The organism is Corynebacterium faecale (assembly GCF_030408735.1).
In the GTDB taxonomy this organism is placed as follows: Bacteria; Actinomycetota; Actinomycetes; order Mycobacteriales; family Mycobacteriaceae; genus Corynebacterium; species Corynebacterium faecale.
Genome location: NZ_CP047204.1, coordinates 1,182,872 through 1,208,345, shown reverse-complemented (window position 1 = coordinate 1,208,345; position 25,474 = coordinate 1,182,872). Strand labels below are relative to the sequence as shown.

Here is a 25,474-nt window from a genome sequence, read left to right as displayed (position 1 = left end):
CAAGGGGTGAGCGGGCGGCGCGTCGATAAGCATGCTTTTAGACCTCGAGGGAGAGGATGTCATCGAGGGTTTCGCGGCGCAGCATCAGCTTGGCGTTTCCTGCACGCACGGACACCACCGCCGGGCGGGAGAATGCGTTGTAGCGGGAGCTCATGGCATAGCAGTATGCGCCGGTGGCAGCCAGCGCCAGGAGATCACCGGTGGCGATATCGGACGGATAGACCTCATTATTGATGAGGATATCGCCGGATTCGCAGTGTGAACCCACCACGCGGGTGTTGATGGCCTCGCCTTCGGTGAAGCGGGAGACCACGCGGGCATCATAGTCCGAACCGTAAAGCGCGGGGCGGATGTTGTCGGACATGCCGCCATCGACGGAGATATAGCGGCGGGTGCTGTCGTCATCGACGTGGACATCCTTGATGGTGCCCACCTCATAGACGGTCACGGCAGACGGACCGGCGATGGCACGACCCGGCTCCACCAGCACGGTGGGCGCGTTGATGCCGAGTTCAGCGGCTGTCTTACCCACGGCGGTGAGCAGATCGTGGGCCACCTCTGCCACGTTGAGGGGCTGTTCATCGGCGGTGTAGGCGATACCGTATCCGCCGCCCAGATCCAGCTCGTCAAGGGTGACACCGAGTTCGTTGTGGATCTTGGAGTAGAGCTCCAGCACACGCTCCGCGGCGAGGGAGAAACCCTCGGCGTCGAAGACCTGGGAACCCACATGGCAGTGCAGACCCACCAGCTTGAGGTTCTCAGCGTTCACCGCGGCTTGGGCAGCGGCGAAGGCGGACCCGGAGGCCAGGGAGAATCCGAACTTCTGGTCCTCGTGGCTGGTGGCGATGAACTCGTGGGTGTGGGCCTCAATGCCCGGCTTCACCCGGATCAGCACCGGCTGAACCCTACCCTCACCTGCGGCGATATAATCCAGCAGTTCCAATTCCTGTGGGGAATCCAGCACCACGTGGCCCAGGTTGTTCTGCACACAGGTGCGGAGGAAATCGGCGTCCTTGTTGTTGCCGTGTGCGGTGATGCGCTCACCCGGGAAACCCGCGGCCAGTGCGATGCCGAGCTCATTCTTGGAGGCGATGTCCAGGGACAGTCCCTCCTCATCCACCCAGCGGGCGATGGTCTTGCTCAGAAACGCCTTGGAGGCATAATGGACCCGGTCCGGGCCACCGAAGGCGGTGGCCATGTCGCGGCAGCGGGATCGGAAATCATCCTCATCCACCACGAACAACGGGCTGCCATATTCCTCGACCAGGTCCGGCAGCGGCACCCCGGCGACGGTGACCACACCGTCCTCCTGGCGCACGGCGTTGCGTGGCCAGACGTGGGCGGGCAGTTCGTTGAACTGGTCGGCGGTGGTGGCTGGTTCGGAGCCGGGGACGCCCGGTGCAGTCTCTGCGGTCATTTACATCTTCTCCGGTGCGGATACACCAACCAGCGCGAGGGCGTTGGCCAGGGTCTGACGGGTGGCGGCGGCGAGTGCGAGGCGGGCCGAGTGGATCGGGGCCTTCTCCTCATCAGCCTTGGGCAGGATGTGGCAGGAATCGTAGAAACGGTGGAAGGTTCCGGCCAGCTCCTCGGCGTAACGGGCCACGCGGTGTGGTTCGCGCAGGTCAGCGGCAGCCTTGATCACTGCGGGGAACTCACCGAGGGTGCGGATGAGGTCGCCTTCACGGTCGTGGGTGAGCAGCGAGAGATCTGCGTCGTCGAAGTTCACGCCCAGGGTGTCAGCCTTACGCGCGATCGAGCACAGGCGCGCGTGGCCGTACTGCACGTAGTACACCGGGTTGTCAGAGGACTGGGATTCCCACAGGCTGAGGTCAATATCCAGGGAGGAATCCACAGATGATCGGATCAGGGAATAGCGGGCGGCGTCGATGCCGATGGCCTCCACCAGATCATCGAGTGTGACCACGGTGCCGGCACGCTTGGACATCCGCACAGCCTTGCCGTCGCGCAGCAGGTTGACCATCTGACCAATGAGCACCTCCACGCCCTCCGGTGCATAACCGAGGGAAGCGGCCGCAGCCTTGAGGCGCGCGATATAACCGTGGTGGTCTGCGCCCAACATGTAGATGTTGAGGTTGTGGCCGCGCTCGAACTTGTCGGCGGCATAGGCGATGTCACCGGCGATATAGGCGGCGTCACCGTCGGACTTGATGACCACGCGGTCCTTGTCATCCCCGAAGTCGGTGGAACGCAGCCACCAGGCACCATCCGATTCATAGAGGTTGCCGTTGTCTTTCAGCTTCTGCACGGCGCGCTCGACGGCACCGGACTCGAACAGGGAGTTCTCGTGGAAGTACACGTCGAAATCAGTGCCGAACTCGTGGAGGGATTCCCGGATATGGGTGAACATCATCTCCACCCCCTCGGAGCGGAACAGCTCCTGGGTGTCCTCCGGTGCGCGGTCAAGGGCATCAGGATGCTTTGCGACGATGGCCTCTGCAATCTCCCGGATGTACTCCCCGCCGTAACCGTCTTCAGGGGTCGGCTCACCCTTGGCTGCAGCCAGGAGCGAGAGAGCAAAACGGTCAATCTGGCGACCGTGGTCATTGAAGTAGTACTCGCGGGTGACCTTGGCGCCGGCAGCCTCCAGGATACGACCGAGGGAATCACCCACGGCAGCCCACCGGGTACCACCGAGGTGGATCGGGCCCGTCGGGTTCGCGGAGACGAACTCCAGGTTCACATCCAGGTGGGCGAGGTGCTCGGAGGTGCCGAACTTCTCCGCCTGATCGAGGATCTTCGCCACGATCTCCCCCTGTGCCGCAGCTGCCAGACGGATGTTGATGAAGCCCGGTCCGGCGATCTCCGCGGAGTCGATGTTGGCATCCGTGGACAGCGCCTCCACCAGCCAGGTCGCCAGATCGCGCGGGTTCACGCCGACCTTCTTGGCCACCTGGAGAGCCACGTTGGTGGCGTAATCGCCGTGCTCAGGGTTACGGGGGCGCTCCACCACGACCTGCTCCGGGAGAACAGAGGCGTCCAGATCACGGGAGTTTAAAACCTCGACCGCGGTCTGCTTGATCAGTGTTGCGAGATCAGCTGGTGTCATGGGGAGAAATTCTAGCTGAGGCTAGGGGGAGGCACAGAATACAGGGTCTTTTTACAGGCACGTCCACCCCATCCCGCCGTGTGCGGTATCACCCTCACGGTTCATTCGTTACACTTTCACACAAAATCCCAAGCATTGGAGTTATGAATGGTTTCTGCCAAGAACCGTGTCAGACACAGCGTGCTAGCCGCGCTATCCGCCACTGCGGTCATGGCATCGGGTGTTCTCGCACCTGTTGTCACCGCCCAGGAAGCCCCACAGATCACCTGGGAGGAATGCCCGCCGCAGGTGGATATCTCCACGGCACAGTGTGGCAGCGTCCAGGTACCGATGTATCACGCAGACCCTTCCGCAGGTGACATCTCGGTGGGGTTCATCAAGGTGCCGGCTCGTGACCAGAGCAACGTGCGCGGCGCGCTCTTCGGCAATGCCGGCGGACCGGGTGGTGATGCCTACTCCTTCTTCGGCAACACCGCTATGAACTGGCCTGAAGAGCTCTACAACGAATGGGACCTGGTGGCTGTCCAGCCACGCGGCCTCCTCGGTTCCACCCCGGTTGACTGCAACACCCCCGCCCCGGGATACGACGAGTTCCGCATGCTCACCCAGGCCGGCGCCTTCATCCGCGAGTCCTGCGAACTGGCAACCCCCGGCTATACCGCCAGCCTCACCACCGACAACACTGCCGAAGACTGGGAGTGGGTCCGCCGCGCCCTCGACGAGGAGAAGATCTCCATCCTCGGGCTCTCCTACGGCACCTACCTGGGTTCCGTCTACGCCACCCGCTACCCTTCCCACACCGACCGGGTGGTCCTGGATTCCGCCATGGCACCGAGCCTGGGATGGAACGGCGTGATGGCCTCCCAGGGACCGGGCTATATCAACACCCTGCACGACTTCTTCGCCTGGACCGCTGAGAACAACGAGACCTACGGCCTGGGCGAGACCCCGCTGGCCGTCTACCAGGCGTGGTCCAACCGGATCGTCGCAGAAACCGGCACCAACCCGACGGTGGCTCCCCCACCGGCCCGCGTGGGCGATGTTCCCCCCGCATTCGCCTGGGCAGGCCAGGGTGGCGCAGATGTGATGAACACCGTCGCCCCGACCGGCGTTGCACTCCAGGGACTGGCCACCCAGTTGCTCAACCCCGGCAGCAACCAGGCCATGAGCCCGCTGCTCAACATCACCCGCGGCACCATTCCACAGCCCTCCACCTGGCCGAACCTGGCAGCTGCGATCGCCGGACAGGAACCGGTACCCGATGTCTCCGGAAGCGACATGGATGAGTACACCCAGATGGCGCTGGCCAACTCCACCACCATGCAGCGACTGGTCATGTGCAACGAGAACGCGGTGGCACCCAACCACCTGGAGGTCCCCCGCGCCGCCTGGTCCAGCCTGGTCACCGGCGACATCTTCGATGCCTCCTCCACCTACTTCTCCTCCGGTCTGGCCTGCTCCGGTGCCGCACCGACCAGCGGGACACAACCCGTCGATGGATCCCAGCTGGATGTCCGCCCTCTGATGATCCAGGGCACCTCCGATCCACAGACCCCGTACCACCTTCACGGTGAACTGGCTCAGGCCATGGACGCCCACGTTCTCACCGTCGACGGCCCCGGCCACGGTCAGACCGTCGGATCCCTCAACCCATCCGTGACAGCTGCCATGCTCGACTATCTGCGCACCGGCACCACCGACGTCAACTGGGCCCCGGGCCTCAACCCGACCCCCTAGTTGACCTTCCGCCAACAGTTGGTGATAGAATCACACCGTTGTTGTCAGACAGTGGTTCACTCCCCTGCCTGCAATGATGGTTCGCCTCCGTAGCTCAGTGGATAGAGCACCGGTTTCCGGTACCGAAGGTCGTAGGTTCGACTCCTATCGGGGGCACAACTAAATCAGGTGGTTCCGGCTCATCGGCTTGAATAAACCTGCAGAATATAGAACCTCCGTGACCTCATTGATCGAGGCCACGGAGGTTCTGTTTTTCGGGCAACTTTAACTGAGATGACCAATCGCAGGCGTGCGGCTAAGGTGGTCGGGAGGCAATCTTCGAACCAGACACACCTGCACTGGTGATTCACCACTGACGCGCCCGAAAATCCTGACGCATGCGTGGAGGAGCCGTTCAAGCAGAGTGGCACCGCTACCAAAATGGCACAGATGTGAATCCCTCCGAAGAGTTCAACCGAGAAAGGGACAACCATGTCCAATAAACCCGTAACCCCAGCGAAGTACGTCACCGGTGATGTGTTTCCCATCGACGGAATCAACTGGGATCACATGCCAGACCAGGTCGACATGGACATCTGGAACCGCCTGACCACCAACTTCTGGCTTCCGGAGAAGATCCCGGTATCAAATGACATCCAGAAGTGGAACAGCATGTCGGAGGCCGAGCATCTGGCCACCCTCCGGGTATTCACCGGCTTGACGCTGCTGGACACGATTCAGGGCACGGTCGGCGCCACCTCCATGATCCCGGATGCCACCACCCACCATGAGGAGGCCGTGCTCACCAATATCTCCTTCATGGAATCCGTTCATGCGAAGAGCTACAGCAATATCTTCATGACGCTGGCGTCCACCCCGGAAATCAACGAGGCCTTCCAGTGGTCGAGGGATAATAAGCACCTGCAGTACAAGGCCAAGCGGATCCTGGATTACTACCAGGTTGACTCCACGCCGGCCCGGAAGAAGATCGCTTCCGTCATGCTGGAGTCGCTGCTCTTCTACTCCGGCTTCTATCTGCCGCTGCGCATGGCGTCCACCGGTAAGCTCACCAACACCGCTGACGTGATCCGCCTGATCATCCGGGATGAAGCCATTCACGGTTACTACATCGGGTACAAGTATCAGAAGCACATGGCCACCCTCACCCCGGAGGAACGCGCCGAACACCACGATGACGCGGTGGAGCTGCTCCTGGATCTGTACGACAACGAAGTGGAGTACACCCGCCACGTTTATGATGATCTTGGTTGGACCGGAGACGTGTCCGCCTTCCTGCGGTACAACGCCAACAAGGCTATGCAGAATCTGGGCTATGAGTCGATTTTCCCTGTCGATGAGTGCAAGTTTGATCCCGGCGTGATGACCTCCCTGGATCCGTCCAGTAATGAAAATCATGACTTCTTCAGTGGCTCCGGGTCCTCCTATGTCATCGGTGACGTGGAAGAAACCAGTGATGAGGACTGGGATTTCTAAGATCCTCTGATTCTGGATGCGCCGGGGACCAGCCTGCACACGAATGGTGCGATAATGTGCCCCGGCGCACAATTGTGGCCAAAAGTTACCAACACGCCATGCCAATAGCTTGTTTAATACTAAAGCGATTCATTACAGTTGGATAAACATGGTTCCCAGGGCAGCGATATGGCATTTGTCACCATCTCCGCGTTAAGGCATATCAACCATGTCAATTGCATTAGAGTTTGGTGCCATTAGGATGTGTTCGAATTCACCCTCCGCAAGGTGGGTCAATTTCTTAAATGATGCTCGGCAAACCCTAAGGGGTTACTGTGACACCGAGTGTCCAGCCAGAGTCATTTGTTTAGAGCCATTCGGGTTTAGGAAAGGTTTATCGTGAGATTTCGCAATAACGCAGAGAAGCGAGCTACTGAGCTGCGTCTGCTGACGGCCACCGTCTACCTCAAGGCACTCAATCAGCAGTGGATCCGCGAAGACCTTGTCTCCACTGACATCCTGGGGTCACAGACCCCGATGATCCCCACCACCTCCGCGGCTCTCCTGTCGGATGTCTACATTGATGCCTGCGAGCACTTTGAAAACGGTGCCACCACCGTGATGGTCCCGTTCATTAACGCCTCACCCTTCACGCTGTCCGTGCTCACCCTCAGTGACACCGATGTGGATGAACTTGATGGCTCTCAAACAGTCAGCTCACTGTTTGAAATGCTTTCACCGAAGAAGAGCTGGTCACTGACGGACCTCTACTCCGATGATCAGGAATCCGTTGAGCGCCTCACCCGAAGTGTTACCCGCCTGACCACGGCTTCGCTCTAAACTCGCTCGACAACGCAGACAGCCCGCATCTCCTCTGCAAACAGGAGATGCGGGCTGTTGGTGTCTATGGAGACAGATCTTAACGCTGCGGAATGAACAACCACGCCAGCAGGTACATGAGAATCTGTGATCCGGGGACCGGGAACAACAGGGTGGCTACGAAGACAAGCCGCACCACTGCAGGATTCCAACCGTAGGTCTCGGCGAGTCCGGCTGCCACACCACCGATCCACCGGTTCGAGCGGCTGCGGCGGAGCCCGCGGGCATGGGATGAGGCAGTGGCGATTGCGTGGTTGAATGCGTTGTTGGCCATGTGGACCATCTCCTTCGTGGGTAAAAGCATGTTTTTCTTCTACCCACCAGTCTCCCCGCCCCCGCTGATCAATGCATCAGGGTTTGCCCCCTATTTCCCCTGAATGACATCCCCCCGGGCGAGAGACCGTGTGCACGCACAGTTTGCTGATCTACGCCTCCGACTCCCCGGCGCGATCTCCCCTGCATGATCCCGAGGTCAGCGCAGCGGTGAGGTAATCACGCAGAACTTCAGCCTGCTCCGGGGTCATCGGATCGAAGATCATACGGCGCACGGTTTCCACGTGGGCCGGGACGGCCTGCTTGAGGCGTCGTTCGCCTTCCGGGGTGAGTTCCACAATCACGCCACGGGCGTCCCCCTCACATTTGACCTTGGCCACCAGGCCCTTCTTATCCATCCGGGTGATCTGATGGGAGGTGCGGCTGCGATCCCAATCGAGAGAGAGGCAGAGATCCCTCAGCCGAACCTCTTCATCGCCAGCCTCGGAGAGGCTCACCAGCACGGAGTATTCAGAGGAGGTGAGCTCGTGGTCATCCTGGAGGGTCTCATCGAGTGTGCGATCCATCTTGCGGGTTGCGGCGAGGATCAGTCGCCACAGCTTCTGCTCCTCATCATTGAGCCATCTAGGTGTTGTCATGTCATCTACCTTAACCTCTTTTTGAAAATACCTTAAATGCCCGCCACCCTTGAGCCTATTACTCCGCACCAGGCCATAAACCCGGCTGGGGCAATTATATTCACGGCCCCACCTGCACAAACATGTTGACATCCCAACAACTTTCCCGATGTTGTTGACACATCACCAAAGGTGGTCCATACTTATATCCAGACCGCTTCGGACGGCAGAGACCAACGAAACCATCCGAGGATCGGTACCCTCGAACCTGACCGGGGTTAATCCCCCGGCGCAATGCACACACTTAGAAAAAGGACTTAACATGAGCAACCTGAACGGCAACTGGATCCTTGACCCTGCACACACCGAGATCAAGTTCGTGGCCCGCCACGCAATGATCACCAAGGTGACCGGCAAGTTCCCTGACTTCGATTCCAACATCGTCGTTGATGTTGAAAACCCGGAGAACTCCTCCGCAAAGGTCGTCATGAAGACCGCTTCCATCAACACCGGCAACGCTGACCGCGATGGACACATCAAGGGCGATGACTTCTTCGCAGTGGAAAAGTTCCCAGAAATGACCTTTGTAGCAACCTCCTTTGACATCAAGAACGAGTCCGAGGGCACCGTCACCGGTGACCTGACCATCAAGGAGACCACCAAGTCTGTCACCCTCGACGTCGAGGTCGGCGGCGTGGCAGAGGATCCATTCGGCAACGTCCGCATGGGCTTCGAGGCTACAACCAAGATCAACCGTAAGGACTTCGGTGTTGACTGGCAGGCCCCTCTGAACACCGGTGGTGTTCTGGTCTCTGAGGAGATCAAGATCCAGATCGACGGCTCCGGCATCAAGCAGGCCTAAGCACCATCTCAGCCAACAAGGCCGCGTCCCTCCTGGGACGCGGCCTTGTTGCATGCTTTGCGACGACCTCCCGACAGATTTCCTCTACACAGGCACTGATTTCAAACTGTCGATGTCATGCATGATCTTCGGGGACACATAGTTGTACCGCTCGGGCACACAGGTGAGCACGAATACCTGGCTGTCCCTCCCCGCTTCCCCGAAAAGAGTGGAGATGCGGGTGAGCCTGACCGGGTCGGTACTTCCCAGGGCGTCATCGATGAACACCGGCACCACGCCGTGGGTGGAGGAATCCGCCACCAGGTCGGCGATGGCGAACCGGGTGAGGATCGCGAGCTGCTCCTGGGCACCACCGGAGAGATGATCCAGATTCACCGTCCTGGATCCGATCGACCTGGTGGAGATACACAACTGATCATCCAGATCGAAACCGGTTTCCTCACCGAAGACCCTCGCCGCAAGGCGCGCGAGCTTAGCGGCAAACGGCGCGGCATAGCGCTTTCGGGAACTCTCCCGATGCCGGATCATCACCTCACGGAGCCGTTCGGCTGCATTGGCGCGGCGCTGTTCGGATGCCAGTCGGTGCTCCGCGGCTTCCAGCGCGGCATAGGCCTGGGCATGACGTTCGGATGCGCCGGCTGCCTGCTGGATATGGCTTTCCAACCGGGCGAGTTCCACCGTGGTGGTGGAAATAGTATCCCGGTAGGACTGCACATTGGCTTGTGCACCCTTGAGGAGCTGCTCAGCCCCCACCGGATCGGACTGTTCCAGGAGTGCGTCGACCTCCCTCTTCTCCTGCTCAATGACGGTGAGCTCAGATAGTTTCAGGGTCACGTCCTCGTGCAGATCCTCATCGGTGGTGTCCTCCACCGCGCGGGCCAGATCAGCGGCTGTGGCCACCGCGTTGTCCTGTAAACCTTCCACCCGTGTCCGGAGGATTGTCCATGCGCGCTCTGCTGGACGTTGACGCAGTGCGTCGAGGGCGGCGTCGATAAGCTTCGCCTCCTCCCCGGCCTCATCGCGGCGGGTCTCAGCGGCTAGCAGCTGGGCGCCGGCCTCTGTGAGCGTGAGGTCGGTGTCCAGGTCCACACGGTTGTCGGTCAGGGCTGCGAATTCAGCGCGGAGGGCGTCAATGTCCCCACCTCCGGTGAGTCGGTCGCATTCGCGGGTGAGCGCCTCGATCTCGGTGGCGAGCTTCTCCTGCTCCGCCATCCGGCCACGTAGTTCATCAATATCCTGCACCCGGAGTCGATCCAGCAGTTCGGCAAGTTCGGTCTCCGCGGTTTCCAATTCCAGGCGGCTGCGGGTGATGTCACTGCCGGGGTTGACCACCATGGTGACCTCCCCGATGGTGATGGTTACCTCGCGGTCCAGATCCACACCCGGCCCGTCCGGCTCCACCGTGACCGGTTGACCATCCACGGTGATCTCGGTGGCACCGGCACTGGAGAAGCTGATGTGTCCGCCGCGGGCCTGGCTGAGTGCACGGTGAACCTTGAGGTTCTCGGTCGCCTTCTGCAGCGCTTCGATGTCAGCGGCCGTGACCGGGGTGTCCGCGGCCCGGCGGGCACGAAGGACCTTCAGCTGCCCGTGCAGTTCATCGATACTGCCAAGGAGGTTACCCAGTTCCACCCTGCGCGTCTCACCGGTGAGATGCTCCACCCGGGCCCGGGCGTTTTTGATCTCCGCGATGGCGGCGGTCTCCCGGGCGCTGGCCTCCTCCAGTTTCTGCGTGCGCAGGGTGATCTCGGATTCTTCAACCTGAGCCGCAGCCTCAGCCTCAGCGAGTGTGGTGCTCTGTTCATCTACTGCGGTGGCGGCCTTCTGAGCACGGGCGCGCAGCTCCGCCCGTTCCTCCTGCTGTCTGACAGCGTGGCGGTGATCAGTGGAGGCCCGCATCAGGCGTGTGGCCACGTCCTCCGCCTGTGCCTTCACCTTCACCGCAGCCGCATACTCCTCCTGGCGCAGTTCGAGTTCCTCGAGTGCTCCGGGGAGCTTCTCGCCTGCGGTGTCCCGTTCGCGTTCCAGGCGTGACACCCGATCAACCTGTGCACCCAGCGTGGCGATCTCAGCGCGGGCCTGATCCAGATCCACCTTCAGCTCATCCACCACGGTGAAGAACTCCTCATAGGATTTCACCCGCCGTCCGGTGTTGGTGAAGAACTTCGCATATTCTGCCTCCACCGCGGCCATGAGGGCGGTGTCCTCGGTGCCCTCACCACCACCATTTTGATCATCAAGGGCACTGGTCAGGGAGGGAATACCCACCGCATTGATGCCGGCCTCCACCTCACCCTGGCGCATGAACAAGGTGTTGAGCAGGAACCGGTCCAGGTGGCTCTCCAGGATGTCATCCAGGAGTGCATCCGCCTCACGTCCGGTGCGGTTGTCGGGTCGGGGTTCCAGGATCTGAAGCTCGGACGACGGTGACTTCATGAACTGTTTGGTGATGACCATCCGATAAGGCCCCACCGAGACATCCAGGCTGATACGCACCGGGACATCACGGTCAACGGGTTTAACCGGTTTGGTCACCTTGTTCCGCGCGGTGTGCTTCTCGGTGAGCACGATCTGGATGGCCTCGAGGACGGAGGATTTGCCCTTCTCATTGTCACCGTGGATGACAATGACACCGGAATCCGGGATATCACGAAGTTCCAGGTGATCGATGGCACGGAAATTGTCAATGGTGATGGCATGAATTCGCATGTCTTAGTTCTCCCTGCTTAGACGGAACATCAGGTTGAGGGCATCGCGGTCGGTTTGTGAGGACAGGCCCTCGGTGACGGCATCGGTGAGTTCGCGCAGCGCCTCGGCCGCATAACCGGTGACGGCGAGATTGGACAGTTCCTCATCACCGGGTTCCAGGACCAGATCGGTGGTCCGGTCGCGCGGTTTGAGGGAGGCGAAAACATCCTCCAGGTCCGCCAACCCCTCCTCCAGTGTCCGGTTCTGTTCCAGGGTGATGGTGCCGGTGAGTCCGTATTTGATCACGGTGCGGGACTTGTCCGGATAGGCACGCAGGGTGGAAAGAAACTCTTCCACATCTTCATCCGAGGTGATGTTCCGGTGGAGTGCCTCGAACACCCAGTGGCCGATCCTGACCTGCTCAACCTCCACCTCCCCCTTGGCGGCGGTCACCACCAGCACGTTGCCGGAGTTGATCTCACCGCCGACCCTGGCGGGGTCCAGATCATGGAAATCGGTGGTCTCCGGGGCGCCGGAGAACCACACCCGGCCAGTGGTGCCCACGGGTTCCGCAGAGTGGGTATCCCCCAGGGCGAGGTAGTCAATGGTGCCATCACCCAGCCGGGATTCCACATAGGACAGATCGATGAGATCGGGACGGACATCGGTGGTGTGGGCCTGAGCCTGCCCGTGTCCCACGGCGATCCGGATGGCACCGGTGGGTTCAAGTGGTTCCAGGGCTGCGCGCACCAGGTCCGTGGTGGCGGTCTTGTTCAGCAGGGGTGCGCCGACCAGCTCCACGCCTGGGCGGATCTCATGCACGGTGGTGTCCTTCAACACCGTCACGGTGTCAATGTCACTCAACCGGTAGAAAATGGAATCCGCGGTGAGGGGATCATGGTTGCCCGGCAGGAGGTAAACAGGCACAGGTAGTGCGCGCAGCGCGTCCAAGGCTCTGCCCGTGGTGCGTTGATGAAGAGAATTATGCTCAAAGACATCCCCCGCGACCACGATGAACTGACAATCATGGTGGCGTGCCACCTCCCCCATCCGCTCAATGGACCGGATGCGGTCATCATCAAACCGGGCCTGGGCCTCAGGCGAGAGGAACCACCTGGTCATGCCGATCTGGAGGTCGGAGGAATGCAGGAATTTAATCGTCTCAGTCATGTCATCCATCTCAGCACATGGGGTGGACACCGGGTGCCCCCGTGACCACCCCGAGGGTCATGTGGTCAGGTCTCTTCCGGATCTTCCTCATCCACCCGCATGCTCGGATGCGTGGAGGTGAGGATCTCATACATGTCCTCGATATCACTGACAGCCCGCAACTGCTCCAGTGATGTGTAGGACACCAGGCGCAGGGCCTTGTGCAGGAAGTTGATGTCGGAATCATCGATAGCGGCAGCAACCTTGGGGTCAGGCAGATCCGGTAGTGCCTTCCCCTCCCAGAAGGACCCGTTGTCCTCGGGTTCTTCCTCAGCCTTGGCGTGGTAGGTGGCGATCAGGGCTTCCAGTCCAGCCATCCCCTGACCACGCATGTCCAACACCATCGCAGGATTGGCGGTCATCTTCTCCGCCACCACGAATGCGGTGGCCACGGCATGTTTACACACCAAGGACCTGTCGGGGCAGGTGCAGTCGAAGTAGATGGACTCATCGGAGTTGCCGATCAGATGATCCAGCATGGAGGAGGTCAGGTGGCCTTCACGGACCAGTTTCAGGCCGTTGGTGGTCTCCGCGATGGAGCTGTACGCCGCACGCAGTTTCTCAGAACTGCGGTACGGGAAGGTCAACAACACATCGAAGGGTTCATTCTGGGAGCCGGCAACCTTGCAGGAAATGCGCCCCTCGAGCACCTGCACACCGGTGACATTTCCGTTGCGGTAGTAGTCCTCACCACGACGGATACGGGCCGAGTCGGCGTTCTTCAGGGTCAGTTGAACCACCCTGTTGCCGGCCGGACTGAAACGTTTGTTCCGGATCCGGCTGGTCTTGTCGTCACTACTGCCCTCGGATTCAGTGCTGCTCACCTTCGTCTTCGCACCGAAGTTGGCATAGATGACATTGTCCATCCGGGGACGCCGTGAAGCGCTGTTGCTGGTATCAGGCATCTGCTCCCTCCCTCTCGCGGTAACTCATGAGCATGGCCAGTTCATCCGGGTTCAGTTCGGTGATCCAGCCTTCACCCTCGCCGACGATGGCGCTGGCCAGGTGCATCTTGCCATCGAGAATGTCCTGGATGGACTCCTCCATGGTGCCGGCGGTGATCATCTTGTACACATCCACATTGTTCTTCTGCCCGATGCGGAAGGCGCGGTCAGTGGCCTGGTTCTCCACAGCCGGGTTCCACCAGCGGTCCATGTGCACCACGATGGAGGCGGCCGTGAGGTTCAAGCCTGTGCCACCGGCTTTGAGGGATAAGAGCATGGCCGGTGGGCCATCCCCTGATTGGAAGTCCGCCACCATGCGGTCACGTCCCGCCTTGCTCACGCCACCATGCAGGAACGGGATCTCTGCACCCAGTCGGTCGGACAGGTACGGTGCCAGGATCCGTCCGAAGGCGGTGTACTGGGTGAAGATGAGCGTGCGACGCCCCTCTGCCACGGCGTCATCCAGCAGGTTCATGAGTGCCTCAACCTTGCCGGACCGGTGCCTGCCACGCAGGGTGAGCGGGGATCCGTCATTGAGGAAGTGCGCGGGGTGGTTGCAAATCTGTTTGATGCGGGTGATGGTGGCCAGCACCAGGCCCTTGCGGGACATGCCCTGCCGCTGATCAAGCTGTTGCTGCACATCCTCCACCAGTGCCTTGTACAGGGAAGCCTGTTCAGAGCTCATGTCCACCCGGATGATCTGTTCGGATTTCTCCGGGAGATCATCAATGATTGAGGCATCCGTCTTGAGACGACGCAGGATAAACGGTGCGGTGAGCTGACGCAGCCGCTCAGTCATATCCTCATCCTGTTCCCGTTCGATCGCCTTGGCAAAGTGGTTACGGAAGAACGAGGCACTACCCAGTACGCCGGGGTTGCAGAAGTCCAGGATGGAGCGCATCTCAGCCAGACGGTTCTCCACCGGGGTGCCGGTCAGGGCCACACGATGACGTGATGGCAGCGATCGGACAGCCTTGGATACCCGGGTGGAGGAATTCTTGATGGCCTGGGCTTCGTCGAGAACGACGCGGTCGAAGTTGACGTCGGCAAGCATCTTGAAATCTCGCGTGACCACGCCGTAGGACGTCACCACAAGATCAGCGTCGCGGGCCTTGTCCAAAAAGGCCGTGCCCTGCTCGCGCTGCGGGCCGTGGTGCACCATCACCTTCAGGCCGGGCACGAACTTGGCGGCCTCGACCGCCCAGTTACCGACCACGGAGGTCGGGCAGACCACCAGCGTGGGCTTGACCTCGCGGTCCGGATGTTCGGCGCGCTCGACCGCGAGCAGGCTGAGCAGCTGGAGTGTCTTGCCCAGTCCCATGTCATCGGCGAGCACGGCGCCGAGGTTGTTCTCCGACATCCAATAAAGCCAGTCAACCCCACGGCGTTGATACTCGCGTAGGTCAGCGGTGACTGTCTCTGGAATATCCACGCGGGTCGGCGCAGGTGTCTCTGTACCGCCGAGCAGTGAGGTGTACCAGGTTGAGCCGGTGAACTCCACGGGTTCATTCTCCGCGGCCTTGAGCGCGATCTCACGCAACTCAGCGAGCGTGACCTCACCGGTGCCGTCGCCGGAGAACTCCTCATTGAATTTCCGGCGCAGGTCCTCCGCGTGCGCAGCCAGCAGCTGCCATCCCTCCTCGCCGTTGGCCTCAGCGAGACGGGCCTGCATCGCGGCCTTCTCCATCTCCGCCTTGGCCCGTTTCTGGGATGACTTGGACAGCTCCTCCATATACCCGGTGATGCGGCGCAGCGCATCCTGATCAGCCATCACCCAGTCACCGCGCAGACGGATCAAACCGGATTTGGATTCCACGAGTTCACGCATCTCATCATCGGTGAGCTCGACCTCGCCCACGCTGATCTTCCAGTCATACTCCACCAGCTGATCCAGGCCGATGATGGACTTGGTCGACGCATCCGCCGAGTCACCCGGCGTGCGGGCCTCCACCTGCGCGCGCGTCTCGTACGCGCTCCAGGCCTTGGGTAGCATGACGGTGATCCCGGCCTTTTTAAGCTTTGCGACGTCGTGGGCAATGAAATCCACGATCTCCTGGGTGTTGAGGAACATGTCCCAATCGCCACGCTGAACAGTGTTGTGGGAGTGCGGCGGGATCGCCTCATCGCGGGCAGGATCCAGCAGATAAGACACCGTTTTGGCAGTCTCGAACTGCTGGCGCAGAGATTCCATCCCACCGGAATCAATCGCCTGCTTCTGAATCGGCTGCGGAGCATCCACCCCGGAACGCACCATGAGGCGCACCGGCCAGATGGAATCCATCGGATCCTCATAATCGGATTCCGCCGGAGGCTCCTCGACGATGATCACCAGCTGCAGCGCCGCGGAACTGATGGTGTTCTTCCACTGATTCAACGCATGGGTGAGCATGGTCGACCCCTTGCGCAGGGGTTGGTCATAGAGGAGGGCATCCAGGAACTCATGGCGCGGATACGGCAGCACCTCATCGCGGTAATCAGCCAGGATATGGTTGGCGATCCAGTGCGGAAGCTCATTGGCCATGACTCCAGCCAGGTCCTTGCCACCATTTTTGAGCAGGATCCCGGGAGCCACGTGGTTCATCTCAGCGAGCCAACCCCGCTCCGACAGACTTGCAGCCAACTGCCACTGTGGCCACCAGGCATTGTCCATCATCACAGTGCGGAGTGTGACCCGGCCGGCCTGGACAAAACGGGTCAGACCGCGGTACATCTCGATGATCCACCGCAGATCAGGGGCGATCGTCTCCCGCTGTGCCCGGGTTGCAGCCGGCAACTCGGCCTGGAGAAAACTCAACTGGGATAAGACCTTGACGGCCTCCTCCGGGGTGAACGCCGCCGTGGGGGTGGGCAGGGCCACCTGGCGGCCCTTCGGGGTGCGCAGGTGCACATTCATCCGGGCGCGGAAAGTCTTACCCTCGAGGATCTGATCGACGACCGGTGGGAAAATCCCCGACCCAACCGCCTCCGGGAGGACAATCCTGTGGCCCTCGACCTGCTCGATCCAGAGTTGAAGACCCCGGTCTTTGATCCACAGGCCATGCAGCAGGTGAGAAGTCATGTGCTCTTTCTACCAAGTACCAACGCGATTACTCGTATCCATGTGCGAACACTGTGGATAACTCTTCTACCCTATCCTGTTATCCACATTTTTGGGGTGCCATGGGTTGAATCATTCGCATTAGCCGCCACATCCGACAGGTTAGACAGGGCCGGGGTCGGGCGTAACCCTGCCGTGACCCTGCCGTGATCGACCACTCCCACATGAGGGTGGTTTTTTTCTGTGTATTTCAACCGACACGGGCGTGAGTTAGTGTTGTCATTCACATATATTGATGTGATTTCCTGCGTGGTGCCATAGGTCTCTGCACCTGTTGCCCGACAAAACCCACCTGTACAACATAAAACAACATCACAAGGAGAACCTCGTGAGTGATAACACCTGGTTCATCATTGCCATCATTATCTACATGTTGGTCATGGTGCTCATCGGTTATTGGAGTTACCGCAAAACCGCAAAATATGACGAATATATGCTCGGCGGACGTGGTCTGAACCCGTTTGTGGCGGCCATGTCAGCGGGCGCGTCGGACATGTCCGGCTGGCTGCTCATGGGTCTCCCGGGTGCTCTTTATGTCACCGGTATGTCGGAACTGTGGATCGCCATCGGCCTCACCATCGGTGCATGGGCCAACTGGATGTGGGTGGCACCACGCCTTCGCTCCTACACCGAGGTATCGCGCAACTCGATCACCCTGCCGTCCTTCTTTGAGAACCGCCTGCGTGACAAATCACGCTTCCTCCGCATTGTCGCCGCGCTGATCATCATCATCTTCTTCACCTTCTACATCTCCTCCGGCATGGTGGCCGGTGGCGTGTACTGGGAGTCCACCTTCGGCGGTGACTACCTCACAGGCATGGCGATCGTGGCCGGTGTGACCGTGCTCTACACCTTCATCGGTGGATTCCTGGCTGTGTCCTACACTGACGCGATCCAGGGTTCCATCATGTTCTTCTCGCTGATCATCGTCCCTGTCGTGGCCATTCTGGCACTGAACAACCCTGGTGACATCTTCAGCTTCGCAGCCTCCAATGATTACGGACCCTACTCTGACGGCATCGGCAACCCGACGTACTTCTCCATGATCACGGGCGTGTCCGTCGCCGCGATCATCGGTAATATCGCCTGGGGCCTGGGGTACTTCGGCCAGCCGCACATCGTGGTGCGTTTCATGGCGCTGCGCTCCCCCGCCGAGGCCAAACAGGGTCGCCGTATCGGTATCTCCTGGATGGTGCTGTGCCTGACAGGTGCCACCTTCACCGCCCTGGCCGCCACCGTGTTCTTCGCCCAGAACGAGGAATTCTCAGTCACCGACACCAACGCCTATGAATCCGTCTTCCTGGATCTGGCACGGGTGCTCTTCCACCCTCTCATCGCCGGTCTGGTCCTGACCGCGGTCCTGGCAGCCATCATGTCCACCATGTCCTCCCAGCTTCTGGTCACCGCGTCCTCCCTCATCGAGGACCTGCTCAAGGTGGTGAAGAAGGATGGACTCAGCCAGAAGGCACTGCTGGGACTCTCCCGCATCACCGTCATCATCCTGGCGGTGATCGCCGGCGCCATGGCCATCAACCCCTCGGATTCCATCCTGGGACTGGTCGGCTTCGCGTGGGCCGGTTTCGGTTCCGCCTTCGGCCCGATCATCCTGGCCATGCTGTACTGGAAGCGCCTCAACGCAGCAGGTGCCATCGCAGGCATGATCACCGGTGCCGTGGTCTCCATTGTCTGGGGCAGCACCGCACTGGGCGATATCATCTACGAGATCGTCCCGGGCTTCGCCCTGGCGACAATCGTCATGATCGTGGTCACCCTCATGACCAAACCTCCCACCAGGGAAATCACCGACGAGTTCGACACCGCGGTGCGTCTCTCCAACGCCACCAACATGGCAGATGAGGACATGGACTTCTCAGAGGTGGCCAAGGAGATCAAGTAGCTTCTCCTGGCTGCGGGGAACCTTCCGCGGAAACGGCGAGTCTAACCAGAATGTGACAACATTCATCCGGTTACTCGCCGTTTTCACCTTTCTCCTCGCGGGTTTCACATTCGCACCGTTTCTCGATCCATCCAAACCTGAACTCCCGGGTGTGGCCGCCGTGCCCCAGCGGGTACGGATCCTCGGATACGAACGTGACCTGGTCTTCGGTGGATGGCAACCAGGTGTCCGCGAAGCCGTGGTGGAAGCAGCCGGTGACGTGGATCCCTACTCCGGTGAACCGCTGGACACCAGCACCGCGGAGGTGGACCATATCCTCCCCTTGAGTGCCGCGTGGGATCTGGGTGCCCACAGCTGGAGTGCCCTGGAACGCATCAACTTTGCCAACGACCCCGTCAACCTGGTGCTGGTCAGCAGGGGTGAGAATCAACGGAAATCAGATCAACTCCCCAGCCAGTGGCTCCCATCAGATAAGTCTGCACGGTGCTGGTATACAGAGAGGCTGTTCACGGTGGCTGCGCTCTATGATCTCCCGCTGCCGGAGACCGATATCCGGGCCGGTCAACACAGCTGTAGGTTAGTGATTTTCCGGTGAGCTGATTAGGGTGTTTGAGAAGCAATCATCTATCAACCATGTTGAATTGAAAGGTCAAACAGACCCCGTGACCGATATCGTGATCATCCTGCATGTCCTTGCAGCCATCCTCTTCCTCGGACCGGTGACTGTTGCCACCTCCTCTTTCCACGTCCGTGCGGTTGACGCCCACAATGGTGACACCCGCGCTGCCGGAGCAGCCCACAACCTGTACAAAATCTCCCAGACCTACGGCGTGCTCTCCCTGCTGGTCCCACTTCTGGGATTAGCCATCATGTTCCTGGACACCGGGTACTACTTCACCCAGTATAATTTCCACGCCGCCATCGTCTTGTCCGTACTGGCCTGGGCCATCCTGCTGTTTCTGGTTATGCCCCGCCAGCGGAAGATGATGGGCGCTCTCGGCCTGCTGGAAGCTGATGAACAGGCCGCCGAGACCTTTGAGATCACCGACTGGAAGAAAGCAAAGAGCCAACTGTCCATGTTCGGCGGCATCTGGGCCCTGCTCTGGGTCCTCACCGCGATCACGATGTTCCTCTAACCACGTTCACGGCCATCAGCTAATGGATAGGCGGGGGCATCATCATCCGGAGGTTTCAGGGGACTGCCCTGGGTCCTATTGAGATCTGCCTAACTCAAGGATGCGGGGTCATCGCCGTGGAGGGCGGCGGTGAGCAGGGTGGTGAGATTGTCAGCGGTGACTTCACGGGGGTTATTGACGGGAAGTTTCTCTAAAATGATTGCAACTGCTTCCGGAACTCCACCGGCGGTGAACCCATAATCTGCGAGGCATTTCGGTGCATCAACGGCAGACCGGAGAGCCTGCAGCCCCTCCAGGGCGGTATCTGTGCCAAAGGCAGCGGCGGCACGTTTCTCCGCCTCCGGGGCAAACGGTGCGTTGAAGGCCAACACATAGGGAAGTACCGTGGCGTGGGTCTGGGCATGGGGCAGATTGAACGTTCCACCGAGCACATGGCAGATCTTATGATGCAGACCTGAGCCCGCGGAGGCGAAGGACAGTGCTGCGAGGTAGGCACCGTAGAGCACCTCATCACGCCCCTGGATCCCCTGTGGTTGTGCAACGATCATGGGCAGCCCCGATGACAGCGCCCTGATCCCCTCAGCTGCCATAGCGGCATTGATCGGATCAGCCCCGGGTGCCCACAGGGAATCAATACAGTGAGCCATGCCGTTCAATCCTGAGGCGACGGACATCTCCACTGGCAAAGACAATGTCAGCTCGGAATCGTAAATAACTGTCAGGGGAAGCACCCGATCATCAGTACCGGTGGTTTTGCGGGCATCCTCGGTGAGTCCCCACACATTGGTGGCTTCTGATCCGGCGTAGGTGGTGGGCACCGAGATGATCGGAAGGCCGGTGGTCAAGGCGATGGCCTTGGCCAGACCGGTGGTGGATCCCCCGCCGAGCGACACCAGTAGGTCAATATCATTGTCGGTGGCCACGGACCGTGCTTTGTCAGCCGTCTCAACCGGCACATGCATCACAACATCGTCATGCCACACCGCTACCTCGATATCACCGGCAACCGTTCGGGCAAGCTCCGCCTCGTGCCCACCAGCGATGACCATGACCCGGTTCACGCCGAGACGATCCACCTCGTTCTTCAGATTGGTAGCCGCCTGACCTGCTCCGAAGAGCACACGCTGTGCCAGGGTGACGTGATTGAATTCCAGAGACATAAAAGTACCCTTTCCTGTTGGTTTGCTGCTACAGACTGTGCCACAAATTCAACATTCAGATTGCCCTGACCCAGCTCAAGCACCGGCGGTGAAATAGGTGGGATCCGGGGCTGTTTGTTGTTCGTGGTCAAGCTCTGGGCGTTGGTCGGGGTTGAGGCCGGCCACCAGCAGGTCTTTGAACACGCCATGTTCAACCAGCTCAGCGTGACTATTTTTACCAGGAACTACTGCCAACGGTCTCCACCGAGGACAAAAAAGACAAAAGTGACCCTTCTCCACTGTGGGAGAAGGGTCACTTTTCAGGCTCTAATTAGAGATGGAGCAGGGAGGAATTAATCCTTCCAGCCGCCGCGTCCACCGCGATCATCACGGTCACGGCCACCACGGAAACCTCCGCGTCCGCCGCCGCCGTCGCGATCGCCACGGAATCCACCGCGGCCACCACGATCGCCGCCGCCTTCACGGCCGCCACGGAATCCACCGCGGCCACCACGATCGCCGCCGCCTTCACGGCCGCCACGGAAACCTCCGCGGTCTCCACCACGGTCATCGCGTTCGAAGCGACGTGGTGGGCGCCCACCGGAATCGCGCTCGATGTTGATGAGCTGGCCGGAGATACGGGTGTCGCGGAGATTATCCAGGACACTCTGTGGGAGATCCTTCGGCAGTTCAACCAGGGTGTGGTCGGTGGCAATGGTGATGCGACCGAAGTCCTTGGAGTTCAGACCACCCTCGTTGGCCAGGGCGCCGACGATGGCACCCGGACGGACGTGCTGACGCTTGCCCACCGCGATGCGGTAGGTGGCCAGGTTCTCGTCGTTGCGGTCGAAGCGGGATGGACGGTCTCCGCGGTCACGGTCGCGTCCACGGCCACGATCCTCGAAGTCACGGCCACGGCCGCGGTCATCGCGACGATCGCGTCCACGATCACGGTCTGCAGCCTGCTCGGTCAGGAAGAACTCGTCGCCGGCCTGTGCCTGGGTGGCCAGGGCAGCGGCGATGTCTTCGAGAGGAGTGTCGTGCTTCTCGGAGTATTCCTTGACCAGGGTGCGGAAGAGTCCGACCTGGGAATGCTCGAGTGCAGCGGTGATGGAGTCAGCGAACTTGACCTTGCGGAATTCGTTGACCTCATCCACGGTCGGCAGTTCCATCTCAACCAGTGATGCGTTGGTTGCGCGCTCGATGGAGCGGAGCATACGACGCTCACGTGGGGTGACGAACAGGATGGCCTCGCCGGTACGGCCTGCACGGCCGGTGCGGCCGATGCGGTGGACGTAGGACTCGGTGTCATTCGGGATGTCGTAGTTGAGCACATGGGAGATGCGCTCGACGTCCAGACCACGGGCAGCCACGTCGGTGGCGACCAGGATATCCAGACGGCCATCCTTGAGCTGATCGACGGTGCGCTCACGCTGTGCCTGAGCGATGTCACCGTTGATGGCTGCAGCGGAGAATCCGCGTGCGCGGAGCTTCTCTGCAACCTCTTCGGTTTCGTGCTTGGTGCGCACGAACATGATCATTGCCTCGAACTCGGTGACCTCGAGGATGCGGGTCAGGGCGTCCATCTTGTTGCGGTGAGCAACAGACAGGAAACGCTGGGTGATGTTCGTGGCGGTGCGGGTCTCAGACTTGACTGAGATCTCAGCCGGGTTGTTCAGGTACTGCTTGCTCAGACGACGGATGCCGTTGGGCATGGTCGCGGAGAACAGTGCCACCTGCTTGTCATCAGGGGTGTCGGCGAGGATGCGCTCGACATCGTCCTGGAAGCCCATGTTGAGCATCTCATCGGCCTCATCGAGGACGAGGAAGCGCAGACCTGAGATGTCCAGGGAGCCCTTCTCCAGGTGGTCGATGATTCGGCCCGGGGTACCCACAACGATGTGGGCACCACGGCGAAGACCGGACAGCTGGATGCCGTATGCCTGTCCACCGTAGATCGGCAGAACATTCAGACCACCGAGGTGATCAGCGAAGGACTGGAAGGAGTCCGCGACCTGAAGTGCCAGCTCGCGGGTTGGTGCAAGCACGAGAGCCTGTGGGCTGCGCACTGACTTGTCAATACGGGACAGGATCGGCAGCGCGAAGGCTGCGGTCTTGCCGGTACCGGTCTGTGCCAGACCAACAACATCCTGGCCCTCCATGAGGACGGGGATGGTCTGTGCCTGAATTGGGGAAGGAGTTTCGTAACCCACCTTGCGCACTGCAGCAAGAACCTGCGGTGGCAGTCCGAGTACATCGAAGCCATTGCCGGCTTCCGTAGAGGATGACTCGTTTGAAGACGGGGTTACGTCTTCCGAGGAGTCCTCGTTCACATGCTCTTCGATTACATTACTCGCGTTGTCCGCTTCGTTAGCGGAGTCGGCGTCCTCAGAAATTTCCGCAACCCTGGTGCTCTCTTCTTCACCCTTGGACACAGCAGTGTCCTCAACAGTGTTGTTGGGGGTTTCAGAAGCGATGTCAGCTGACGCTGAGTCACCCTGCGGGGTTTCCTGAGATTCCGACGAAATGACGTTATCCGGCTGTTCTACGTCGCCGTTGACGTTATCGGTATTTCTCATTGTTTCTCTAACTTACGCCAGACAACCCGAAAACTCCATACCCGCCCCCGAGGCGCATACTCCGCGCATACTCCAGAACCGCTAGCCTGAGCTGCATAAATGAGATTAAGGTCGCACTTTATCCCAAAAGCCCCCATTATTCGGCCATAGGTCTACCCGATTAGCCCCATCGGAGTGACCTCTCTCACCGTGGGACAACTTTGGGACATTCCGTACCCACGCCCGTGCCACTCCCCTGAATTAGTCCGACCATGGGATTTCCACCAGTGGGGAGTAAGGTGATCTCCGTTCAAATCCCGTACCGCTCGCGCCCTTTAAACAGGAAACCTCTCAGGCAACCCTTCAGGTGATCCTTTTCCGGCGCAGTGGGAATGTCGTCGAAATGGAGATCGCATTTCCATGAATGCCTCCCCTACCGTCTCCACAGAGACGGTGCAGACCAGAAAATTCAAGGGTCTGCGTGCCCGCCACATCCACTTCATCGCGCTCGGTTCTGCCATTGGCACAGGCTTGTTCTATGGTTCCGCAGGTGCGATCCAGGCAGCCGGCCCGTCGGTACTGCTGGTGTACCTGCTCGGCGGCGCCGTGGTGTACTTCATGCTCCGTGCCCTCGGTGAGATGTCCGTGCGCCACCCCGTCCGCGGTTCCTTCGCCGTATACACCCGCGCCCATCTGGGTGGCTGGGCCGGTTATATCACCGGGTGGATGTTCGCCTTCGAGATGCTCATCGTGTGTCTGGCGGACCTCACCGCCATCGGCATCTACATGAAGTTCTGGTTCCCGGAGACTGACCAGTGGGTCTGGGTGGCGGCCACCCTGCTCATCGTGGGTGGCGCCAACCTGGCATCGGTGCGCTGGTTCGGTGAATTGGAGTTCGTGTTCACGCTGATCAAGGTCACGGCCGTGATCGCGATGATCCTCGGTGGCGCCGCCATCCTGGCCTTCGGCCTGGGCAATTCCGCAGATGTCTCGGGCATCTCCAACCTGTGGGAACACGGCGGCTTCTTCCCCAACGGTGTGGAGGGCATGATCGCCGCCTTCATCCTGGTTCTCTTCGCCTTCGGCGGCACGGAGATCATCGGTGTCGCAGGAGCAGAGGCTGAGGATCCGGAGAAGTCCATTCCCAAGGCAGTTAATACCGTGCCACTGCGCATCCTGCTGTTCTATGTGGGTGCCATCCTGGTCATTCTGGCGCTCAACCCATGGCAGTCCATCACCGGCGAAGAGTCCCCCTTCGTGCAGATCTTCTCCACCCTGGGTGTGAACTGGGCCGCCGGTCTGCTCAACCTCGTGGTGATCACCGCTGCCCTGTCCGCCATCAACGCCGATCTCTTCGGCGCTGGCCGCGTCCTCACCGGTCTGGCCAAGGAGAACCTGGCCCCGAAGGTCATGACCAAGGTATCCAAGAGCGGTGTGCCTGTGATGACCACGGTGATCATGATCATCGTGTTAATCCTCGGCGTGGTGCTCAATGTCGTCCTGCCGGAGGAGGTCTTTGTCATCGTCGCATCGCTGGCCACCTTCGCCACCGTCTATGTCTGGCTGATGATCCTGCTTGCACAGGTGGCCTCCCGCCGTCACATGTCCCCGGAGGACGTTGCCGGCCTGAAGTTCCCGGTGCCGTTCTATCCCTTCGGCCAGTACTTCGCCATCGCCTTCATCACCTTCACCTTCGGCATCATGATCTGGTACGACAACTACCACCTGGCCCTCGGCGTCGGCGTCGGGTTCCTGGTGGTGATGACCATCCTCTACTTCGCCACCGGCCGCCCCAAGGCGATCGCACCGTTGAATTACGAGGAACTGGATCCCCGCAGAATCTAAGGAGAAGAAGGCCTGTCACATATTCCGACAGGCCTTCTTTTCGTTTCTACCGAAAACCCGCCAGCCTGTCA

At 60.2% G+C, this 25,474-nt stretch carries 19 protein-coding genes and 1 tRNA gene; 9 read left to right on the top strand and 11 right to left on the bottom strand.

Going from position 1 to position 25,474, the window contains the following annotated elements:
- Positions 1 to 37: 37 nt before the first annotated feature.
- Together lysA and argS are read right to left on the bottom strand one after the other, a co-directional pair.
- Complete coding sequence (gene lysA / locus CFAEC_RS05560; protein ID WP_290279535.1) at positions 38 to 1,417, bottom strand: diaminopimelate decarboxylase; 1,380 nt, start codon at positions 1,415 to 1,417, stop codon at positions 38 to 40.
- The gene (gene argS, locus CFAEC_RS05555; protein WP_290279534.1) at positions 1,418 to 3,070 is read right to left on the bottom strand and encodes an arginine--tRNA ligase; all 1,653 of its coding nucleotides are present in this window, start codon (positions 3,068 to 3,070) and stop codon (positions 1,418 to 1,420) included.
- 210 nt (positions 3,071 to 3,280) lie between these two features.
- Between argS and CFAEC_RS05550 the strand changes: the two genes are divergently transcribed.
- The 4 genes from CFAEC_RS05550 to CFAEC_RS05535 all read left to right on the top strand — a co-directional run bounded on the left by CFAEC_RS05550 (position 3,281) and on the right by CFAEC_RS05535 (position 7,099).
- Positions 3,281 to 4,807 carry an alpha/beta hydrolase gene (locus CFAEC_RS05550; RefSeq protein ID WP_290279813.1) on the top strand — a complete coding sequence of 509 codons (1,527 nt, stop codon included), beginning with the start codon at positions 3,281 to 3,283 and terminating at the stop codon, positions 4,805 to 4,807.
- Between the two features lie 83 nt (positions 4,808 to 4,890).
- Positions 4,891 to 4,963: transfer RNA gene (locus CFAEC_RS05545), tRNA-Arg, on the top strand.
- 315 nt (positions 4,964 to 5,278) lie between these two features.
- Positions 5,279 to 6,280 carry a class 1b ribonucleoside-diphosphate reductase subunit beta gene (gene nrdF, locus CFAEC_RS05540; protein ID WP_290279533.1) on the top strand — a complete coding sequence of 334 codons (1,002 nt, stop codon included), beginning with the start codon at positions 5,279 to 5,281 and terminating at the stop codon, positions 6,278 to 6,280.
- Positions 6,281 to 6,658: 378 nt separating this feature from the next.
- A complete protein-coding gene (locus CFAEC_RS05535; RefSeq protein ID WP_290279532.1) occupies positions 6,659 to 7,099 on the top strand; it encodes a hypothetical protein in 441 nt (146 codons plus the stop codon).
- A gap of 79 nt (positions 7,100 to 7,178) precedes the next feature.
- Here CFAEC_RS05535 and CFAEC_RS05530 read toward each other — a convergent pair whose 3' ends face one another.
- The gene (locus CFAEC_RS05530) at positions 7,179 to 7,412 is read right to left on the bottom strand and encodes a PspC domain-containing protein (protein WP_290279531.1); all 234 of its coding nucleotides are present in this window, start codon (positions 7,410 to 7,412) and stop codon (positions 7,179 to 7,181) included.
- A gap of 151 nt (positions 7,413 to 7,563) precedes the next feature.
- Entirely contained in the window at positions 7,564 to 8,049 is a 486-nt protein-coding gene (locus tag CFAEC_RS05525) for a MarR family winged helix-turn-helix transcriptional regulator (protein WP_290279530.1), read from the bottom strand.
- A gap of 301 nt (positions 8,050 to 8,350) precedes the next feature.
- Between CFAEC_RS05525 and CFAEC_RS05520 the strand changes: the two genes are divergently transcribed.
- Positions 8,351 to 8,890 carry a YceI family protein gene (locus tag CFAEC_RS05520; RefSeq protein ID WP_290279529.1) on the top strand — a complete coding sequence of 180 codons (540 nt, stop codon included), beginning with the start codon at positions 8,351 to 8,353 and terminating at the stop codon, positions 8,888 to 8,890.
- Between the two features lie 84 nt (positions 8,891 to 8,974).
- On the opposite strand, the gene CFAEC_RS05515 is transcribed toward CFAEC_RS05520, so the two are convergent.
- From CFAEC_RS05515 to CFAEC_RS05500, 4 genes are all read right to left on the bottom strand, one after another.
- The gene (locus tag CFAEC_RS05515) at positions 8,975 to 11,599 is read right to left on the bottom strand and encodes an AAA family ATPase (protein WP_290279527.1); all 2,625 of its coding nucleotides are present in this window, start codon (positions 11,597 to 11,599) and stop codon (positions 8,975 to 8,977) included.
- A gap of 3 nt (positions 11,600 to 11,602) precedes the next feature.
- Positions 11,603 to 12,748: a metallophosphoesterase family protein gene (locus CFAEC_RS05510; protein ID WP_290279526.1), complete on the bottom strand. Its 1,146-nt coding sequence runs from the start codon at positions 12,746 to 12,748 to the stop codon at positions 11,603 to 11,605.
- 65 nt (positions 12,749 to 12,813) lie between these two features.
- Positions 12,814 to 13,692, bottom strand: a complete 879-nt coding sequence (locus tag CFAEC_RS05505; RefSeq protein ID WP_290279524.1) for a 2-oxo acid dehydrogenase — start codon at positions 13,690 to 13,692, stop codon at positions 12,814 to 12,816.
- A complete protein-coding gene (locus CFAEC_RS05500; RefSeq protein WP_290279522.1) occupies positions 13,685 to 16,789 on the bottom strand; it encodes a DEAD/DEAH box helicase in 3,105 nt (1,034 codons plus the stop codon). The genes CFAEC_RS05505 and CFAEC_RS05500 overlap by 8 nt, the downstream gene beginning before the upstream one ends.
- Positions 16,790 to 17,156: 367 nt before the next feature.
- Here CFAEC_RS05500 and putP point away from each other — a divergent pair, with 367 nt between their 5' ends.
- The 3 genes from putP to CFAEC_RS05485 all read left to right on the top strand — a co-directional run bounded on the left by putP (position 17,157) and on the right by CFAEC_RS05485 (position 19,861).
- Positions 17,157 to 18,725 (top strand): sodium/proline symporter PutP, encoded by a 1,569-nt coding sequence (gene putP / locus CFAEC_RS05495; RefSeq protein ID WP_290279520.1) that lies wholly within the window; start codon positions 17,157 to 17,159, stop codon positions 18,723 to 18,725.
- 52 nt (positions 18,726 to 18,777) lie between these two features.
- A complete protein-coding gene (locus CFAEC_RS05490) occupies positions 18,778 to 19,320 on the top strand; it encodes a GmrSD restriction endonuclease domain-containing protein (protein ID WP_290279518.1) in 543 nt (180 codons plus the stop codon).
- Between the two features lie 67 nt (positions 19,321 to 19,387).
- Positions 19,388 to 19,861 carry a DUF2269 domain-containing protein gene (locus tag CFAEC_RS05485; RefSeq protein WP_290279516.1) on the top strand — a complete coding sequence of 158 codons (474 nt, stop codon included), beginning with the start codon at positions 19,388 to 19,390 and terminating at the stop codon, positions 19,859 to 19,861.
- 89 nt (positions 19,862 to 19,950) lie between these two features.
- On the opposite strand, the gene CFAEC_RS05480 is transcribed toward CFAEC_RS05485, so the two are convergent.
- The 3 genes from CFAEC_RS05480 to CFAEC_RS05470 form a co-directional block, all read right to left on the bottom strand.
- Positions 19,951 to 21,021, bottom strand: a complete 1,071-nt coding sequence (locus tag CFAEC_RS05480; RefSeq protein ID WP_290279514.1) for a maleylacetate reductase — start codon at positions 21,019 to 21,021, stop codon at positions 19,951 to 19,953.
- 75 nt (positions 21,022 to 21,096) lie between these two features.
- A complete protein-coding gene (locus tag CFAEC_RS05475) occupies positions 21,097 to 21,255 on the bottom strand; it encodes a hypothetical protein (protein ID WP_290279511.1) in 159 nt (52 codons plus the stop codon).
- A gap of 98 nt (positions 21,256 to 21,353) precedes the next feature.
- Positions 21,354 to 23,579, bottom strand: coding sequence for a DEAD/DEAH box helicase (locus CFAEC_RS05470; RefSeq protein ID WP_290279509.1), 2,226 nt, complete (start codon positions 23,577 to 23,579; stop codon positions 21,354 to 21,356).
- A 399-nt stretch (positions 23,580 to 23,978) separates the two neighbouring features.
- On the opposite strand from CFAEC_RS05470, the gene CFAEC_RS05465 reads away from it, so the two are divergent.
- Positions 23,979 to 25,403 (top strand): amino acid permease, encoded by a 1,425-nt coding sequence (locus tag CFAEC_RS05465; RefSeq protein WP_290279508.1) that lies wholly within the window; start codon positions 23,979 to 23,981, stop codon positions 25,401 to 25,403.
- Positions 25,404 to 25,474: the final 71 nt, after the last annotated feature.